General features: G+C 65.2%; 17 protein-coding genes. 7 read left to right on the plus strand and 10 right to left on the minus strand.

Annotated features, from left to right (window positions below; genetic code table 11):
* The first annotated feature begins 102 nt into the window (after positions 1–102).
* Entirely contained in the window at positions 103–1,680 is a 1,578-nt protein-coding gene (locus FCT00_RS11370) for a helicase HerA-like domain-containing protein (protein ID WP_235889001.1), read from the plus strand.
* Here FCT00_RS11370 and FCT00_RS11375 read toward each other — a convergent pair.
* The 3 genes from FCT00_RS11375 to FCT00_RS11385 all read right to left on the minus strand — a co-directional run bounded on the left by FCT00_RS11375 (position 1,667) and on the right by FCT00_RS11385 (position 4,541).
* On the minus strand, positions 1,667–2,320 hold the full coding sequence (locus tag FCT00_RS11375; protein ID WP_212748007.1) for a M23 family metallopeptidase: 654 nt from the start codon (positions 2,318–2,320) through the stop codon (positions 1,667–1,669). The genes FCT00_RS11370 and FCT00_RS11375 overlap by 14 nt on opposite strands.
* Positions 2,321–2,383: 63 nt before the next feature.
* On the minus strand, positions 2,384–3,154 hold the full coding sequence (locus tag FCT00_RS11380; RefSeq protein ID WP_138423103.1) for a hypothetical protein: 771 nt from the start codon (positions 3,152–3,154) through the stop codon (positions 2,384–2,386).
* Between the two features lie 61 nt (positions 3,155–3,215).
* On the minus strand, positions 3,216–4,541 hold the full coding sequence (locus FCT00_RS11385; protein ID WP_008328534.1) for an HlyC/CorC family transporter: 1,326 nt from the start codon (positions 4,539–4,541) through the stop codon (positions 3,216–3,218).
* Between the two features lie 80 nt (positions 4,542–4,621).
* Between FCT00_RS11385 and FCT00_RS11390 the strand changes: the two genes are divergently transcribed.
* From FCT00_RS11390 to FCT00_RS11400, 3 genes are all read left to right on the plus strand, one after another.
* Entirely contained in the window at positions 4,622–5,437 is an 816-nt protein-coding gene (locus FCT00_RS11390; RefSeq protein ID WP_235889003.1) for a metallophosphoesterase family protein, read from the plus strand.
* Positions 5,438–5,553: 116 nt separating this feature from the next.
* Positions 5,554–6,321 carry an SDR family NAD(P)-dependent oxidoreductase gene (locus tag FCT00_RS11395; RefSeq protein WP_138423104.1) on the plus strand — a complete coding sequence of 256 codons (768 nt, stop codon included), beginning with the start codon at positions 5,554–5,556 and terminating at the stop codon, positions 6,319–6,321.
* Between the two features lie 176 nt (positions 6,322–6,497).
* Positions 6,498–8,279 (plus strand): SLC13 family permease, encoded by a 1,782-nt coding sequence (locus FCT00_RS11400; RefSeq protein ID WP_138423105.1) that lies wholly within the window; start codon positions 6,498–6,500, stop codon positions 8,277–8,279.
* Between the two features lie 4 nt (positions 8,280–8,283).
* Here FCT00_RS11400 and FCT00_RS11405 read toward each other — a convergent pair whose 3' ends face one another.
* The 3 genes from FCT00_RS11405 to FCT00_RS11415 are packed head-to-tail and all read right to left on the minus strand — an operon-like array spanning position 8,284 to position 11,392.
* Positions 8,284–8,862, minus strand: coding sequence for a retropepsin-like aspartic protease family protein (locus FCT00_RS11405; RefSeq protein ID WP_008328540.1), 579 nt, complete (start codon positions 8,860–8,862; stop codon positions 8,284–8,286).
* Between the two features lie 45 nt (positions 8,863–8,907).
* Positions 8,908–9,534: a MarC family protein gene (locus FCT00_RS11410; protein WP_138423106.1), complete on the minus strand. Its 627-nt coding sequence runs from the start codon at positions 9,532–9,534 to the stop codon at positions 8,908–8,910.
* Between the two features lie 16 nt (positions 9,535–9,550).
* Positions 9,551–11,392, minus strand: coding sequence for an ABC-F family ATP-binding cassette domain-containing protein (locus FCT00_RS11415; protein WP_138423107.1), 1,842 nt, complete (start codon positions 11,390–11,392; stop codon positions 9,551–9,553).
* A 204-nt stretch (positions 11,393–11,596) separates the two neighbouring features.
* On the opposite strand from FCT00_RS11415, the gene ndk reads away from it, so the two are divergent.
* The gene (gene ndk, locus FCT00_RS11420) at positions 11,597–12,019 is read left to right on the plus strand and encodes a nucleoside-diphosphate kinase (protein WP_008328547.1); all 423 of its coding nucleotides are present in this window, start codon (positions 11,597–11,599) and stop codon (positions 12,017–12,019) included.
* Between the two features lie 133 nt (positions 12,020–12,152).
* Positions 12,153–12,404: a hypothetical protein gene (locus FCT00_RS11425; protein ID WP_138423108.1), complete on the plus strand. Its 252-nt coding sequence runs from the start codon at positions 12,153–12,155 to the stop codon at positions 12,402–12,404.
* Positions 12,405–12,407: 3 nt separating this feature from the next.
* Here FCT00_RS11425 and FCT00_RS11430 read toward each other — a convergent pair whose 3' ends face one another.
* From FCT00_RS11430 to FCT00_RS21460, 3 genes are read right to left on the minus strand one after another with little or no spacing between them, the layout of a single operon-like run.
* The gene (locus FCT00_RS11430; protein WP_138423109.1) at positions 12,408–13,295 is read right to left on the minus strand and encodes an alpha/beta hydrolase family esterase; all 888 of its coding nucleotides are present in this window, start codon (positions 13,293–13,295) and stop codon (positions 12,408–12,410) included.
* On the minus strand, positions 13,292–13,618 hold the full coding sequence (locus FCT00_RS11435) for a TfoX/Sxy family DNA transformation protein (RefSeq protein ID WP_138423110.1): 327 nt from the start codon (positions 13,616–13,618) through the stop codon (positions 13,292–13,294). Before FCT00_RS11435 ends, FCT00_RS11430 begins: the two co-directional genes overlap by 4 nt.
* A 54-nt stretch (positions 13,619–13,672) precedes the next feature.
* On the minus strand, positions 13,673–13,813 hold the full coding sequence (locus tag FCT00_RS21460; RefSeq protein WP_008328563.1) for a hypothetical protein: 141 nt from the start codon (positions 13,811–13,813) through the stop codon (positions 13,673–13,675).
* 311 nt (positions 13,814–14,124) lie between these two features.
* Between FCT00_RS21460 and FCT00_RS11440 the strand changes: the two genes are divergently transcribed.
* Positions 14,125–14,994 carry an MBL fold metallo-hydrolase gene (locus tag FCT00_RS11440; protein ID WP_138423111.1) on the plus strand — a complete coding sequence of 290 codons (870 nt, stop codon included), beginning with the start codon at positions 14,125–14,127 and terminating at the stop codon, positions 14,992–14,994.
* Positions 14,995–15,069: 75 nt separating this feature from the next.
* Here FCT00_RS11440 and rplI read toward each other — a convergent pair whose 3' ends face one another.
* Positions 15,070–15,702 (minus strand): 50S ribosomal protein L9, encoded by a 633-nt coding sequence (gene rplI, locus FCT00_RS11445; RefSeq protein ID WP_138423112.1) that lies wholly within the window; start codon positions 15,700–15,702, stop codon positions 15,070–15,072.
* Position 15,703 lies beyond the last annotated feature (1 nt).

Genomic DNA, 15,703 nt, shown 5'->3' on the forward strand with positions numbered 1-15,703 from the left:
GACCCAAATGGACATGCGCCCGGATGCGGATCACTCTGGCAGGAAAGGGTTAAAAATGTATTGTCACCTGAGAACGTTGCAGGACTAAGGGGTATTCGGGGCATGGTTGGCGGACTGGACGGGGCGATTTTCGTGGGTGGCGGCGGCGAGGAATACGCCACCAAGCAGGAGTTGCTCCTGAAATACGCGAACCGGCACGGTCTGGTCGCGGGCGCGACCGGGACCGGCAAGACCGTCACGCTCCAGATCCTGTCCGAAGGGTTCTCCAAGGCCGGGGTTCCCGTCTTCGTCTCGGACGTGAAAGGCGATCTCTCCGGTCTCGCCGCGACCATGAGCGCCGATCACAAGCTACATGAGCCGTTCCAGAAACGGGCTGGCATCATCGGGTTCGAGGATTACGCCTACGAGGCGTTCCCGGTCACCTTCTGGGACATCTACGGCGAACAGGGCCACCCGATCCGCACGACGGTGAGCGAGATGGGGCCGCTGTTGCTCTCGCGTCTCCTCGAGCTCACGGACGTGCAGGAAGGGGTGCTCAACATCGCCTTCCGGGTCGCCGACGAACAGGGCATGCCGCTTCTCGACCTAGAAGACCTTCAGGCGCTTCTGGTCTGGGTCGGCCAGAACGCCGAGGATCTGTCGCTGCGCTATGGCAACGTCGCCACGGCCTCGGTCGGGGCGATCCAGCGGGCGCTTCTGGTGCTCGAAAACCAGGGCGGCAAACGGCTGTTCGGGGAACCGGCGCTGGAATTGTCCGACATGATGCGGACCGAGCCGAACGGGCAGGGCCGCATCTCGATCCTTGCCGCCGACAAACTGATGGCGTCGCCCAAGCTTTACGCCACCTTCCTGCTCTGGCTGCTGTCGGAACTGTTCGAGGAGCTGCCCGAAGTGGGCGATCCCGACAAACCCAAGCTGGTGTTCTTTTTCGACGAAGCGCACCTTCTGTTCGACGATGCGCCCAAGGCGCTGGTGGACAAGGTCGAGCAGGTGGCTCGGCTGATCCGGTCCAAGGGTGTGGGCGTCTATTTCGTCACGCAAAACCCGGCGGACGTGCCGGAGGACGTGCTGGGTCAATTGGGCAACCGTATCCAGCACGCCCTGCGCGCCTTCACGGCCAAGGATCGCAAGGACCTGCGGCAGGCGGCGGAAACCTATCGCGACAACCCCCGCTTTTCGACCGAGGACGCGATCCGCGAGGTTGGCGTGGGCGAGGCGGTGACATCCTTCCTCGAAGCCAAGGGCGCGCCGGGGGTGGTGGAGCGCACGCTGATCCGCCCGCCGTCCTCGTATCTGGGCGCGATCGACCCGGCCTTGCGCAAGTCGGTGATCGACACCTCACCCATCGCGGGCAAATACGAAGCCCTGATCGACCGGGAATCCGCGGCGGAAATCCTCGCCGCCCGCGCCGAAGCGGCAGCGAAAGAGGCCGAAGCGGCAGAAACCGCCGTTGCCGAACCCGAGGACACCGCAGGCCCGCGCGAATTCAACAACGCCCGCCGCTATGACGGGGGCCGCAGCCCAAGCCGGACCACCCGCAAGACCACGAAGAAAGACGACCGCTCGTTCGGCAGTCAGGTCGGCGAAGAGGTGACCAAGGTCATCATCAAGGAGCTGAAGGGCACCACGGGCCGCCGGATCGTGCGCGGCATCTTCGGAACCATCTTCAAGGCGCGTTGAGCCCCGGCGACGAGCTTCCCCGGCAGACGACCGGATAGGTGATCTTGTCGGCAGGGGCGGTCTGACCCAGGAAACAGGTGACACGTCCCGGTCCGTCGACCCAGTTTCCGTTTGGGTCCTCCTGCACCATGCCCTGCCACCAGTTGTTGCCGGATCTGACCCGCGCGCCCGGTTCGACCTCGCGGTGATACTCGAAATGCAGATGGGGATAGGACGACAGAAGCCCGGTCTCCCCGAGCGTGCCTATGGGGGCACCCCGCGCGACGCGCTGCCCGACCTCGGCCTGACGCGCGGCAAGGTGGAAATACAGCGTCTGGACGCGCCGCCCGGTCGAGTCCTTCCCGTGGTCAATGACGATCCGGTTGCCGTATGCCGGTTCATACAGGCTGATCGTCACGACACCCGGCGCGGCGGCGATCACCGGCGTTCCCGTCGCGTCGGCCACGTCGATGCCCATATGGCCGGGTTGGCCGGTGGGGGTCAGGGGAATGAACTGCTGCGCGATGGCCGGGGCCGTCGCGGGCATCGTCACGGGGATCGCGGCGACATGGGGCGGATAGGGCACCGCCGTTCCCGGACCGCGCGCAAGACACCCCGTCAGCAACGCGGACATCGCCACGAAACACAAAACACGCCGCATCCGCATCCCTGCCCAATTAGATCCGCTGCGATCTTAGCGGCACGTGCCGCCGGACCGGAAGTCTCAGCTATACTTTCGCTCGTGGCGGGCGAGTTTCTTCTCGGCACCCGCCAAGGCGTCGCGCATCGCGTCCGACAGGTTCGTGGTGCCAAGCCGCTTGGGGGTCAGCACGCCCGAATGGGCCGCGCAGAGCCGCTCGGCCCCGTTCCAGCGCGTGACGATCCCGGCGCCCCAGTCGCGAAAGGCGCTGGCCGCCCCGGCACGTTTTTCCAGCGCCATCGACAGGGTCGGATGCACGCCCAGCTTGCCGGATTTGCCTTCGGCGCGGGGCGGGCGATAGTTGAACGTGTCGTCCACATGGATCGTGCCGCTCGCCGGATGATAGGCGAGGACCGAGCCGCAATGGATTTTCTCGTTCGCCGGGATCAGTTCGACCCCGTCCGGCGTCGTGAACTCGAGATCGGGGGCGAACGTCGCCCAGAGCGCCGGGTCGTTCGACGTGAGGTTGCCCCATTTCAGCTTGGGAAACAGGCGCACATGGCGCGGCGTGGCGTAATGCGTGGCATCGGGAAAGTCGCGTTGCATCGCCTCGCTGTGAAGCGTGTGGAACGGATGCAGGTTCACCACCGCGACCACGTTCGCTCGGCCCCCGGTGAGGGTGTCGACCTCGGCAAGCAGGTCGGGCGACAGGGTGTAGCTGTCCAGCATGACGAACCGACCGTCCGACAGGCGAACGAGCGAGGCCTGCGTGCCGATTTCGATCAACCCGCCCAGCTTGAAGCTGCCCCGGATGTTCCAGAACCCGTTTCCGCAGTCGATGATCCGTTCGCGCATGACCCCTCCGTTTTGCGAAACCTATGAACCGGGCGGTTCGCCGGAAAGACCGGACCTTGCGTCAGGCGCCGAGTTTGCGGATTTTCAGGCGCGCGATCCGGTTGTCGACGCGCTTGGTCACCTCGAACCGGAACCCGTGGAAGGAAAACACCTGACCCTCGTTCGGGATCGTCTGCGCCTCGTGAATGACGAGGCCCGCGATGGTGTTGGCCTCTTCATCCGGCAGCGCCCAGTCGTTCGCGCGGTTGAGGTCGCGGATCGTCATGCCGCCATCCACCGAATAGCTGCCATCGGACAACAGCCGGTTGTCGCCGGCGTCGTTGGTGTCGAATTCGTCGGTGATCTCGCCCACGATCTCTTCGAGAATATCCTCGAGCGTGATGAGGCCCTGAAGCGCGCCATATTCGTCCACGACGAGGGCGAAGTGGGTCTGACGCTTCAGGAACTCGCGCATCTGGTCGTCGAGCGTCGTCGTTTCGGGGATGAAATAGGGCTTCATCGCCACGCTGAGGATGTCGAAGGTTTCGAACGCCTCGGTCCGGCCCGTCTCGCCCGCGGCCTGACCAGCGGCATACATGGCGCGGCTCAGGTCTTTGGCGTGGATCACGCCCACGATGTTCTCCTGCTCCTCGCTGTAGATCGGCAGGCGGGTGTGGGGCGACGACAGCGCCTGTTCGAGGATCTCGGTCGGCGATTTCGAGGCGTCGATCATCTCGATCTGGCTGCGGTGAAGCATGATCTCCTCCACCGTCCGGTCGCCCAGATCGAGCGCGCCCAAAAGGCGGTCGCGGTCCTCTTTCTCAACCGCGCCTTCGTGGTGGCCCAGCGTGATCGCACCCGCGATCTCCTCGCGCACGGCAAGGATCTGGCTGTCGGGGTCGGTCTGAACGCCGAAGGCGCGCAGGATCAGCCGGACAAGGCCCCGCACGATGCTCACGATCGGGGCGAGGACGAAGATGACGATACGGATCGGGGCCGACACCCAGCCCGCCGCGCTTTCCGGGCGGGTGATGGCATAGGTCTTCGGCAGCACCTCGGCGAAGATCAGGACCAGCAGCGTCATGATGATCGTCGCGTAGGCGACGCCGCTGTCGCCGAAGAGCCGGGTGAACAGCGCGGTCGCCAGTGCCGAGGCGAGGATGTTGACGAAGTTGTTGCCCAGAAGGACGGACCCGATCAGGCGCTCGTTGTCTTCGGTGATGACCAGCGCCCGCTCGGCCTTCTTGTCGCCCTTGTCGGCCTTGGCGCGCAGTTTCCCGCGCGAGGCGGCGGTCAGTGCCGTCTCGGACCCGGAAAAGAACCCGGACAGGATCAGGAGGAGGAGGATGGCGCCGACACTCGTCCAGAAGGCGGTGTCGAGCAGCGTGCCGGTGTCGGCTGGGGTCATTGTGATTGCGTCTCTTTGGAATGATCGTGTTATGGTTCTCCGAAGCGCCCGTTTCAAGTGGGCGTGTCTGGGAGGACACCATGAAAATCACCGATCTGGGCCGCCTCGAAGGCCCGGTGGTGCTGTGGGGCGGGGCGCTTGGCAACCTGTCCGCGCTTCTGGCGCTGCGCGACGTCACGCGGGACGAGGGGATCGCGGGCGCGAACATCCTGTTCACCGGCGATCTCGCGGGCTACTGCGCCGAGGGCGAGGTCTGTGCGGACATGGTGCGCCGACTGGGCTGGCGCGGCATCGCGGGCAATATCGAAAAGCAACTGGCGGACGGGGGCGCGGATTGCGGCTGCGGCTTCGTGGCCGGGTCGGTCTGCGACACGCTGTCGGTCAAGTGGTGGGCACATACCAATGCGACGCTGTCGACCGCGAGCCGCTACTGGTTCGCAGGCCTGCCCGATCTCGCGGTCTTCGAACATGCCGACCGCCGCTATGCCTTGATCCACGGCGGTGTCACCGATGTCTCGCGCTTCCTGTGGCCCGTGTCGCGCCAGCCGGAGTTCGCCGAGGAAATCGGTGCGATCGAGGCCGAGGTCGGTCCGGTGGACGGCGTGGTGGCGGGCCATTGCGGGTTCGGGTTCCAGCGCGTCGTGGCGGGGCGGCGCTGGATCAACGCGGGCGTCATCGGGATGCCGCCCAACAACGGGGTGCCGGGCGGGCAATACGTGCGGCTCGACCGGAAGGGCGCCCATATCCGACGCCTGTCCTACGATCCCGCGCCTTCGGTCGCAGCCATGCGGCGGGCCGGTCTGACGCAAGGTTACGACGATGCCCTCACCACGGGCCGATGGCCGTCGGAAGAGATCCTGCCGGACGAGATGCGGCGAAAGGTGATGGCGAAATAGGCGCCCGCCCGCGAACGTTACGTCACCCGGCGCGGCGCGCCCCGCCTCGTATACCGATCACATTGCGCAGGTGTGCAGCGGCTGCTACCCACCAAGCAACCAAGTTGGAGGACAGCATGCAGATTTCCAAAGAGACCCCCGTCGTCGTCACCGGAGGCGCCTCGGGCCTCGGTGCCGCCGTGATCCGTGCCATGGCCGAAGCGGGCGCGCCCGTCGGCATCTTCGATCTGAACGAAGAGGCGGGCACGAAACTCGCCGAAGAACTGGGCGGGGCCTTCGCCAAGGTCGACGTGTCGGATGCCGACAGCGTCGCCGCCGGGTTCGAAACCGTCCGCGCCAAGAACGGTCAGGAGCGGATCATGGTGAACTGCGCCGGGATCGGCACCATCGGCAAGGCGGTCAGCAAAGGGGTCGTCCACGACCCGAACGCCTTCGCCAAGACCCTGATGGTCAACACTGCAGGCACGTTCTATTGCGCGTCGCAATCCGCGCTCGGCATGATGCAGGCCGAACCGCTGACCGATGACGGCGAGCGTGGCGTGATCGTCAACACCGCGTCGGTCGCGGCCTTCGACGGCCAGATCGGTCAGGTGGCCTATTCCGCGTCCAAAGGTGCGGTCGCGGGCCTGACCCTGCCGCTCGCGCGCGAACTGTCCCGCGACGGCATCCGCGTCTGCACCATCGCGCCGGGCCTGTTCCTGACCCCGATGATGGAAGGCCTGCCGGAAGAGGCGCAGAAAAGCCTCGGCACGCAGGTTCCGTTCCCGTCGCGCCTTGGCAAGCCGTCCGAATATGCCGCCATGGCCCGCCATATCGTCGAGAACTCGATGCTGAACGGCGAAGTGATCCGTCTGGACGGCGCGATCCGGATGGCCCCGAAATAAGCCGGTTCAGGCGGGTCTCCGCCCGCTTTCGACGCTGATACGAGCCGGCCCGCGTGCATCCGTCACGCGGGCCGATTTCATTCTTGCATCGGGCAGGAAAAATAACTCCAGTGCCCATGAACACGGGCGCGCGTCCATGCGTTTCCCCCGGACGTTCGGATTGGATCAGGGCAATCATGACCTCATTCCTCGGAGTCGACCCGGCCATCGTCGCCTTGGGCCTTCTGCTCCTCCTCTTCATCGCGTTCACGATCGAGAAATACCCGCCCGAGGTCACGGCGGCGGGGGGTGCCGCGCTGTTCATCGTGCTGGGGCTGACCCCGACCGACGAGGTGATGAGCGTGTTTTCCAGCTCCGCCCCCATCACCATCGCCGCGATGTTCGTCGTGTCGGGCGCGCTGGTGCGCACGGGTGTTCTGGACAGCCTAGCCGGGCTGGTGATCGGGCGGGCGCAGACGCGGCCCGTGCTCGCGGTCCTGATCTTCGTCTTCGCCACCATCGTCGCCTCGGCCTTCATGAACAACACGCCGGTGGTTCTGGTCCTGATCCCGGTCGTGATCCGGCTGGCGGCGAGCCTGAACCTCGCCTCGACCCGGCTGCTGATCCCGCTGTCCTATGCCGCGATCCTCGGCGGCACCTGCACGCTCATCGGCACCTCTACCAACATCCTCGTCGACGGGGTGGCCCGCGACGCGGGGCTGGAGCCGTTCTCGATCTTCGAAATCGCGCCCGTCGGCATCGTCGTGGCCGTGGTCGGCGGTCTGTCCATGCTGATCCTCGGGCGTTTCCTGCTGCCGGACCGGGCATCCGACTTGCCGGACGATAGCGAAGAAACGGCGTTCCTGTCGGAAATCACCATTCGCGCCGACTATCCCCAGATCGGCGAGGCTCTGGGCAAGGTCGCGGATTTTCAGCGGGCCGGCATCCGCATCACCGGGGTCCGGCGCGGGCCGCAGATCGAACGGCGCGACCTGTCGGACATCGTGCTGCAAAAGGGCGACGCGGTCATCCTGTTCGCTCCGACCTCGGAGCTTCTGACACTGGCCCAGCAATCCGGTCTGCGCGTCGGTCTGCGCCGGTCCATAGAACTGGACGCAAGCGCCAAGGTCCGCGTGGCCGAGGCCATCGTGACACCTTCGCGCCGGTCCTCCGGCGTGCGGATCGCCGACCTCGCGCTCGGGCGCCGGGCCGGGATGCGCGTGCTGGGCGCCTATCGCCCGAACCACATCGCCGGTGCCGATCTGTCGAGCGTGCGCCTGCGCCCCGCCGACAAGCTGCTGCTCGAGGGCACGGCGGAGGGTTTCGAGGAACTCACCCGTTCCGGCGACGTGATCTCGGTCACCGAACCCGGCGGGCGCGCCTTTCGCCGCCGTCAGGCCCCCATCGCCGTGCTGACGCTGGTGGGGATCGTGGGCCTCGCCGCCTTCGACGTTCTGCCCATCGGCATCCTCGCACTGCTGGGTGTCGCGCTGATCCTCGTTCTGCGCTGTATCGACAACGACGAGGCGTGGTCCTCCATCGACGCCTCGATCCTCGTCCTGATCTTTTCCATGCTCATCATCGGCCTCGGATTGGAGGCGACCGGCGCGGTCGAACGGATCGTTCAGATGCTGGTCCCGTGGCTCGACGGGCTGTCGCCGTTCATGGCGCTGCTCGCGGTCTACGTGGTCGGGTCGATCCTGACCGAGGTGGTGACGAACAACGCCGTGGCGGTGATCTTCACCCCCATCGCCATCGGGCTCGCGACCCAGATGGGCGTCGACCCGCGCCCCTTCGTCGTCGCCGTTATGTTCTCGGCCAGCGCGAGCTTCGCGACCCCCATCGGCTACCAGACCAACACGCTGGTCTACGGTGCGGGCAACTACAAGTTCGCGGATTTCCTGAAGATGGGCGTGCCGATGAACCTGATCGTCGGGGTGACGGCGGTGGTGGCGATCAGCCTGTTCTTTCCGCTCTGACGGCTCACCGCGTGAGGATCAGCATGTCGTCCGCGATCTCGATCCGGTCGAAGCGGCGCAGATAGGTCATGCCCAGAAGCGACATATCCATCGCCCCCTCGTTCACGTAAACGCGCACGTCGCGTTCCGTGATATCGCCCAGCACCATCTCGTCGACCGTGGTCGGCGCGGTGCGCACCTCGCCGTTCGCGGTCATGGCGGTGCCGATGAAGGGCAGGTCGTCGGGGTTCAGCCCGACCCGGCGCGCGTCGTCCATGCTGAGCACCACCTGACTGGCTCCGGTGTCGACCACGAAGTTCACCGGCGTTCCGTCGACCTCGAGCGTCAGATAGAAATGCCCGTCGGGGCGGCGCGGCACCTCCACCACACCCTGCGAGACGACCGACTGGCGTGGCATCACATCCCGGCTGATGTCGTTCCACAGCCCATAGGCGCCGATCGCGCCCACGAAAATGAGCGCCCAGATCGCGAGCTGTTGCAGGCTCTTTCCGAGATTGGCCTTGTTCATCATGAAGAACGACCCGATCACGGCGGCGCCGAGCAGGACGAGGTAGGTGAGACGACCGATTTCGTAGCTATCCATGCCGTATCACATAGGCACGGGGCAGGGCGGTTTCCATGCGGCGGATCAGCCGAACAGCCCGGTCTGCGCCAGCCCGTCGATCATGAACTGGATCGCCAGCGCCGCCAGCAACATGCCGAGCAGGCGGGTCACCACGTTGATCCCGGTGTCCTTGAGGTATCGCCCCAGCGCCCCCGCGGCGAGGAAGAAGGCGAAGACGCAGACCAGCACCGCGACCATGACAGCGACGATGGCCAGCTTGCCCACCACCTCGTTCGCCCCGCCCATGAGCAGGATCATCGTCGCCATCGCGCCGGGCCCCGAAATCAGGGGCATGGCCAGCGGGAACACGCTGGGATCGTCGGCGGGGTCCAGCACGCTCGCCTCGGACTGGCTCTCGCGCCGCTGCTTGCGTCGCTCGAAGAGCATGTCGAGCGCGGTCAGGAACAACAGCGCGCCGCCCGCGATGCGAAAGGCCGCCATCGAGATACCGAAAAGGTCGAGCACAGCCTGACCCGCCAGCCCGAAGATCATCAGGATCACGGCGGCGACCAGAACCGCGCGCACCGCCACCACCCGGCGATGCGGGGCCGTCATATACTTGGTCAGCGCCAGAAACACCGGCGCCAGCCCGATCGGGTCGATAATCACGAACAGCGTGACGAAGGCGGGCAGGAGCGCGTCGAAACTCATGGGGTCACCCTGCGCGTCAGGCCTGCGCCCTGTCGAGCTTTTCCTGCGCCTGCATCCAAAGCGCCTCGGCCCGATCGAGCCCGTCCATCACTTCGGCATATTTCTTCTGCCAGACTTCCATCTCGCCGACCTTGGACTTGTCATAGAGGTCGGGGTTGGCCAGCTTCTTGGCCAGCTTTTCGCGCATATCCTCGAGCTTTTCGACCCGCGCCTCGCATTTGCGCACCTCGGAGCGCAACGCGAGCACCTCGTCACGGCTGGCCTTTCTGGGCTTTGGCTTCTCCTCGGCCGGCTTCTCCGGCTTGTCCGAGGTGAGAAGCAATTTGCGGTAGGCCTCGAGGTCTTCCTCGAACGGCGTCACGCGCCCGCCCTTCACCAGCCAAAGCCGGTCGGCCACGAGGCTCAGAAGGTGCATGTCGTGGCTCACCAGCACGACCGCGCCGGTGTATTCCGTCAGCGCCTCGACCAGCGCCTCGCGGCTTTCGATGTCGAGGTGGTTGGTCGGCTCGTCGAGGATGAGCAGATGCGGCGCGTCGATGGTGGCGATCAGCAGCGTGAGCCGCGCCTTCTGCCCCCCCGACAGCCGCGCCACGACCGTTTCCGCCTGCTCGGCGCCCAGCCCGAAGCCCGACAGCCGCGCGCGCAGGCGGGCCGGGGTTTCGTCCGGGCGCAGCCGCCGCAGGTGGTCGATGGGTGTTTCGTCCGGGTAAAGCTCGTCCATCTGGTGCTGGGCGAAATAGCCGATACGCAGCTTGGAGGCGGTGGTGACACGCCCGCTCATCGACGCCAGCCGCCCGGAAATCAGCTTGGACAGCGTCGATTTGCCTTCGCCGTTTTTCCCCAGAAGCGCGATCCGGTCGTCCTGATCGATGCGCAGGTCCAGCTTCGACAGCACCGCTTTGCCGTCATAGCCCACCGATCCGCTCTCGATGGCCACGATGGGCGGCGACAGCTCCTCCGGCTCCGGGAAGGTGAACTTTCGCAACGCCGCTTCCTGCGGCGTCACCGTGAACTTCAGCTTCTCGATCATCTTCAGACGGCTTTGCGCCTGCTTGGCCTTGGTCGCCTTCGCGCGGAACCGATCCACGAAGCTTTGCAGGTGATCGCGCCGCGCCGCATTCTTGCGGTTCTCGGCCTCGGCCACGGCCAGACGCGCCGCCCGCGTTTCGGCGAAGGTGTCGTAGCCGCCCTTGTAAAGCGTGATCTTCTTGGCCTCGAGATGCAGGATCGACCCGACCGCGCGGTTCAGAAGCCCCCGGTCGTGGCTGATGACCAGAACGGTGTGCGGATACTTGGCGAGGTAGCTTTCCAGCCAAAGCGCCCCTTCGAGGTCCAGATAGTTGGTCGGTTCGTCCAGAAGCAGCAGATCGGGCTCGGCAAAAAGCACGGCGGCCAGCGCCACGCGCATCCGCCAGCCGCCGGAAAAATCCGAACAGGGTCGGGCGTGGTCGGGATCATCGAACCCCAGACCCTTTAGGATCGAGGCCGCGCGCCCCTCGGCGCTCCAGGCGTCGATGTCAGTGAGCCGCGCCTGTATCTCGGCGATCCGCGCCGCATCCTCGGTCTCTTCGGCCAGAAGCGCGGCACGCTCGGTATCGGCGGCCAGCACCGTATCGAGCAATGACACGTCGCTCGCAGGCGCTTCCTGCGCGACGCCGCCGATCTTGGCCCCGCGGGGCACGGAAATCGTCCCGGTCTCCAGCGTCAGCTCGCCCCGGATCAGCCGAAAGAGCGTGGTCTTGCCGGTCCCGTTGCGCCCCACCAGCCCCACCTTGTGCCCTTCCGGGATCACGGCGGAGGCGTGGTCGATCAGCGGACGGCCCTCGACCGAGTAAGAGATATCGTCGATCCTCAACATGCCCGCCTACTGCCCGAACCCCAAAGGCGCGTCAATTCCGTCTTTCCGGTCCTGAAATATCCCGGGGGTTTTGGGGGGCTGGCCCCCCAACCTGATCGGCGTGCAGAAGCGCGTCGAAACCCCTTTCCCCCAAAACCGCCCCATGCTATCCGCCGCGCGACGATTGCAACCGGGCTTCGCCCGCGACACGAAAGAGGGACCGACATGGCCATTCAACGCACGTTCAGCATCATCAAACCGGACGCCACCAAGCGCAACCTGACCGGCGCGATCAACGCCAAACTCGAAGGCGCGGGCCTGCGCATCGTGGCGCAGAAGCGCATCAAGCTGTCGAAAGAGCAGGCCGGTGTGTTCTACGCCGTCCATAAAGAGCGCCCGTTCTACGACGAGCTGTGCGAGTTCATGTCGTCCGAGCCGATCGTGGTTCAGGTTCTCGAAGGCGAGAACGCGATCCTGAAGAACCGCGAAGTCATGGGCGCCACAAACCCGGAAGAAGCCGCCGAAGGCACCATCCGCAAGGAATTCGCCCTGTCGATCGGTGAAAACTCGGTCCACGGTTCCGACGGTGAAGACACCGCCGCCGAAGAGATCGCGTATTTCTTCTCGGGTCTCGAACTGGTCGGCTGATCCGCCCGTCCCGTGACACTTTGAAAGGCCGCGTTAACCGACGCGGCCTTTTCTTTTGGGCGGCTCGCCAGGTGTTAACCACAAATTAACCGGTCTGCTCCCACGCTGAATGCGTATCCGGGAGTCATGTACCATGCCTGAAGTCGATGCCATTTCCGTCGCCCACGCTGACCTTGTAAGCGCCCTCGCGCAGCGGTTCGACGTGCGTGAAGTCACCGACGAATTCGATGAGCCGATGGTGATCCTCGCGACCGCGCTGCCGATGGGTCAGACGCTCTTGCATCTGGAAGACATCGGGATGGAGGCGGCGGGCAGCGCGCTTGTCCCGCGCGGCGGCGACAGGGGGGCGGTCTATGCGCTTTATGCGCAGGGAATGACGCCCTGACCCTTACCGGATCGACGAGAAGAAGGACCAGACGAAGGCGGTGCCTTCGACCTCTTCCGTGCCCCGGCCAAGCACCGCGACGGGCAGGTCCGGCCCACCGCCCGGCCATTTGTGGCCCAGCCCCTCGATCGACAGGGTCCAGATCGGCACGCTGCATCCGGCGAGGCGCGTGAAATTGGCCTTGGTGTCGTCGTCGCGCCGGTCGTAGCTTTTGAGTTCGCCCGGCCCGGTACAGCCCGCCTTGCCCGCGAACATATCGATCGTGTCCTGCTGGCTGATGAGCGACAGAACCGTGTCGCTCTGCATCGGCAGGTCGCCACCCTCGGCGGGAATGACCGGGTCGTTGGTGCCGTGAATCGACAGAAGCGGCACCGCCGGGGTGCGCGCGCAATCGTCGAGCAGCGCCTTGGGCAGCGGCATCGAAACCGTCGCGATCCCCCGGATACCGCCGCGCTGACAGGCATAGGCAAAGCTCATCTGGGCACCCAGCGAAAAGCCGACCATGAAGATGCGGTCGCGGTCGATCTGGTATTGCTGCGCGGTCAGCCCGATCACCTGATCGAGATAGGCGATATCGTCGCGGCGGGGGCTGGGTTCGAAGGTGCCCGTGCCCTGACCGATGTCCCAGACCCGGTTCACCGCATTGGGGAACACGGCCACGAAGTTGTGCTTCTTGGCGAATTCCCCCCACTTGCCGCGCGTGGTTTCGATCATCCGGTTGTCGGTCTGGAACACGCCGTGAAGCACGAGGACCAGAGGCATCTCGCCCTGCGGCTCGTCCGGCGCGAAGACCTGAAACCGGCGCGGAAAGCCCTCCATCTCGAAGCGCACTTCGCTCGCGGCGAGCGAGCCGGGCAGGAGAAGAAGGATCAGCAGGAAAAGTCGGATCATGGTGGGGCCCTCACTCCGATTTCGTCGAGCATCGCTTCGATGCCGGTCAGATTGCGCGACGCACTGGCCTTGAGCGCGACGAAGCGCAGCTTCAACGCGTCTTTCTCGGCGCCCTTGCAGTCGTTCCAGGGACGACCCTGCAACCCCATGACAAGGGCGTAATATCCGATGAAATGCGCAGGTTCACCCGCCGCCAGCCATTGCGCATAGGCGGCGTCCGCCCCCAGCGCACGCAACGCTTCCGCCGAGCCGATGCCGGCTCGTTCAAACCCCTCGGCCGTCGCCGGACCGAGATTCGGAATGGAGGTTACGGGCGTCGCCATCCGCCGATCCTGCGAGGGCAGGGGCGGCAGGTCAATCCGCTACGTGTGCGAGTCTCAGATCGCGGCCCAGTCGGTGATGACCGGCTTGGGTTTGGGCGCTTCGGCTTCGGCCTTGCGCTCGGTCTGTTTCGCTTTGGTATCACGGCTCGCGGCGGGTTCGCGCTGCTCGATGCGCGGATCCTTGTAGGTTGCCATCTGCCTCTTCCTTTGTGTTGGCTTGCGCACGTCCAACGTGCGAGCCGGTGGGTTGATCCACCCTGACACCCCTCTTTTTCGGGGGTTGTCCAATGACGCTGCGCGCGCAATCGGGTCAGAGCGTGGCGGAAATACGGCGAGATCGTGACGCTCGGCAAGATGCTTAATGCACTGTGATCGCGGGATTTTGCGCATGAGCGGAAGGGCGCTCAGGGGGCGCTGGAAATCCGCCGCCCGACCTGAAAAACAAATTCATGGAACAGAATGCGTTTACTTGTGTTGTCCAGGTGAGCAACGACACAGGAGGCAGCATGAAACGCCCGATCGTCAAAAGCTTCTGGGACGAAACCACCGGAAGCTGGCAATACGTCTTTCACGACCCGGCCACCTTGAAAGGTGCGGTCGTCGACCCGGTTTTGGACTTCGACCGCCGCGCAGGAGCCGTGACGCATGGGAACGCCGACCGGATTCTGGAGTACATCGCGGAGACGGGGATCGAGGTCGTCTGGATTCTCGACACCCATCCCCATGCCGACCACTTTTCGGCCGCGCAATATCTGAAACACAAGCTCGGCGCGCCAACGGCCATCGGTGAAAAGGTGACCGGCGTTCAGGCGCTTTGGCGCGACTACTATCACCTGCCGGATCAGCCGGTCGACGGTTCGGCCTGGGACCGGCTGTTCGCCGATGGCGAGACGTTCATGGTCGGGGATCTGGAGGTTTCGGTGATGTTCACACCGGGGCATACGCTGGCCACGATCACCTATGTCGTGGGCGATGCGGCCTTCGTGAACGACACCTTCATGATGCCGGACGCGGGGACCAGCCGCGCCGATTTTCCCGGCGGCAATTCGGCCGACCTTTACGCGAGCCTCCAGCGCATTCTGGCACTACCCGACGAGACGCGCCTGTTCGTGGGGCATGACTACGGGCCGGATGGGCGCGAGCCGGCCTGTTGCGCGACGGTGGCCGAGCACAAGGCCCGCAACAAACATCTGAGCGGCGATGTGTCGGAGGCCGACTATCGCGCCACCCGCGATGCGCGGGATGCGACCCTGCCGTTGCCCGACCTGATGCTCTACGCGCTTCAGGTCAACATCCGGGGCGGTCGGCTGCCCGAGCCGGAGGCGGACGGGCGGTCCTATCTCAAGGTGCCGGTGGACCTGTTCGAGCCGCGTTGACGCGGCTTACCGCCCGGACACGAAAAAGGGCCGCGCGACACGCCGCACGGCCCTTTCCGGAGATTGGACTGACGATTACTCGTCGTCCGATTCTTCTGCCGGGGCTTCTTCGGCGACACCGGCGGCTTCCGCCAGCTCTTCGTCGTCCGAAGCGGCGGCACCCAGATCGTCGAACAGCTCGGCGATCTCGAAATCGGCGGCGGCTTCTTCTTCCGCGGCCAGTTCTTGAATCGACTTGCCCGAAGCCTGAATCTCGGCTTCTTCCGGCGAACGGGCCACGTTCAGCGTGATCGCGACCATGACCTCGGGGTGCAGGTGGATTTCCACCTCGTGCAGACCCAGCGTCTTGATCGGTTCACGGATCAGGACCTGCTTGCGGTCGACCGTGAAGCCCTCTTCGGTGGCAACGTCGGCGGCGTCACGGGTGGTGACGGAGCCGTAGAGGTTGCCGCCGTCCGAGGCGGAGCGAATCACGATGAACTGCTTGCCGTCGAGGTTCGACGCCAGCGATTCAGCTTCTTTCTTCGTTTCCAGGTTGCGTGCTTCCAGCTGCGCTTTCTGGGTTTCGAAGTGTTCGATGTTGGCTTTGGACGCGGTCAGCGCCTTGCCCTGCGGCAGAAGGTAGTTGCGCGCAAAGCCGGGCTTTACGTCGACCACTTCGCCCATCTGGCCAAGCTTGGCCACACGTTCGAGAAGGATGACTTCCATT

This window comes from Maritimibacter alexandrii, from assembly GCF_005871115.1.
Taxonomy (GTDB): domain Bacteria; phylum Pseudomonadota; class Alphaproteobacteria; order Rhodobacterales; family Rhodobacteraceae; genus Maritimibacter; species Maritimibacter alkaliphilus.